The sequence below is a fragment of the Bacillus sp. GMs2/2 genome (assembly GCF_050172095.1).
GTDB classification, from domain to species: domain Bacteria; phylum Bacillota; class Bacilli; order Bacillales; family Bacillaceae_G; genus Bacillus_A; species Bacillus_A cereus.
The window spans coordinates 1-1,488 of sequence record NZ_JBNLYE010000647.1 but is presented as its reverse complement, the minus strand read 5'-3'; the positions used below and the strand labels follow the sequence as shown (position 1 = coordinate 1,488).

Below are 1,488 nucleotides of genomic sequence, written 5' to 3'. Positions count from 1 at the left end.
TAAGTTACATATTTTCCCTTTAACATCCCTCATTAGTGTGAGCTTCCTAAGTTGAAAGACCTATTAGTTAATAAACAATAGGACTTTAGTATAAATTGCTATTTTGCATTGTTTCTAATGTTATCCATGACTGCCCAATTTGATTAACATATGGCCTTTCCTGATTACAAATTTTACAGCGAGAAGGTGCTTCTTCATTTTCGGAATACTGTACTTCACATGTAGTGCCAATATAATTATTCATATTCCCGCTCCTTTTTTCATGTAATTGTTTCTTTATCAATATTTTAATAAAAATCAAAATATTCGAATCAATATTTGGAACGAAAACGAAGTGATACGAAAGTATGATTTGGTGATTGAAAGTTTAAATAATAAAGTTTCAATTCATTCTATTTTTCAAAACTGCAATTGATATAAAATCTTGCATACTTTTGAGTAAACTTTTTTACACTTGTAAAAAAGTTTTTTGCATTTCCCTACCTATAATTGCTAATATAGTAGAGTAGAACTTTTATAGAGAGAAGGAAAATTATGCACAATGGAATTCGAATGACAACTTTAGTAAAAAGGGCTATGTTAGTTTGTGCGGGGGTATTATTCACATACGAAGTGGCTTTTGGATCAGTACATACTGCTCTAGCTAGTACAGAGGATGAAGCAAAATCTGTTCAACTTGTAAGTGAGATTCAAACATCTCTTGCTCCGAAAGAAGCTCCAAAACATTATAACGGGCAAGTTAGAAAAGTCGCTTATTTAACATTTGATGACGGTCCTGGAAAATACACAGCTGAGCTTTTAGATATGTTAAAGAAAGAAAATGCAAAAGCAACATTCTTCCTAATTGGTTCAAACGTAAAAGCTTTCCCTGATCTTGTAAAACGCGAAGATGCTGAAGGCCACTACGTTGGGATGCACAGTATGACTCATAACTACAAGAAACTTTACACTGAAGGTCATTACGTAGATGAAATGAAGGAAGACCAAGGCTTAATCGCTGGTGTTTTAGGTAAATCACCAGTATTAACTCGTCCATCTTACGGCTCTATGCCAGGATTAAACGAAGCTCTTCGCAACAAAGTTGTAGAAAATGGCTTAAAAGTTTGGGATTGGACAATTGATTCTTTAGACTGGAAATATAACAAAATGCAAGTTGATGCTGCATCTGCTAAAATTGTAGAAAACGTGTTACATGGTGCTACAAATCCAACAGAAGTTATCCTTATGCATGATATTCATCCACAATCAGTAAAAGCAGTTCCTGGAATTATTAAAGGACTGAAAGAAAAAGGATATGAATTAGAAGCATATAATGAGAACGAACACTTCCCATTAAACTTCTGGCATGATAATCGTATGTAATGAAAAGACTTGATTCCCTCTAGTAGGTTATCAAGTTTTTTTTATCGTTTTTAGAATTTCCTTATAGAGAAAACCTATACACGCTTGCACCATATCAATAGTATACGTCCCTTTCCTTTTATCAAA

At 33.4% G+C, this 1,488-nt stretch carries 1 protein-coding gene and 1 pseudogene; one reads left to right on the top strand and one right to left on the bottom strand.

Annotated elements, in window-relative coordinates; all coding sequences use genetic code 11:
• Positions 1 to 88 precede the first annotated feature (88 nt).
• A pseudogene (locus ACQGS6_RS28310) lies at positions 89 to 244 on the bottom strand (hydrolase); the annotation flags it as partial.
• 290 nt (positions 245 to 534) lie between these two features.
• On the opposite strand from ACQGS6_RS28310, the gene ACQGS6_RS28305 reads away from it, so the two are divergent.
• Positions 535 to 1,362: a peptidoglycan-N-acetylglucosamine deacetylase gene (locus tag ACQGS6_RS28305; RefSeq protein ID WP_000551452.1), complete on the top strand. Its 828-nt coding sequence runs from the start codon at positions 535 to 537 to the stop codon at positions 1,360 to 1,362.
• Positions 1,363 to 1,488 lie beyond the last annotated feature (126 nt).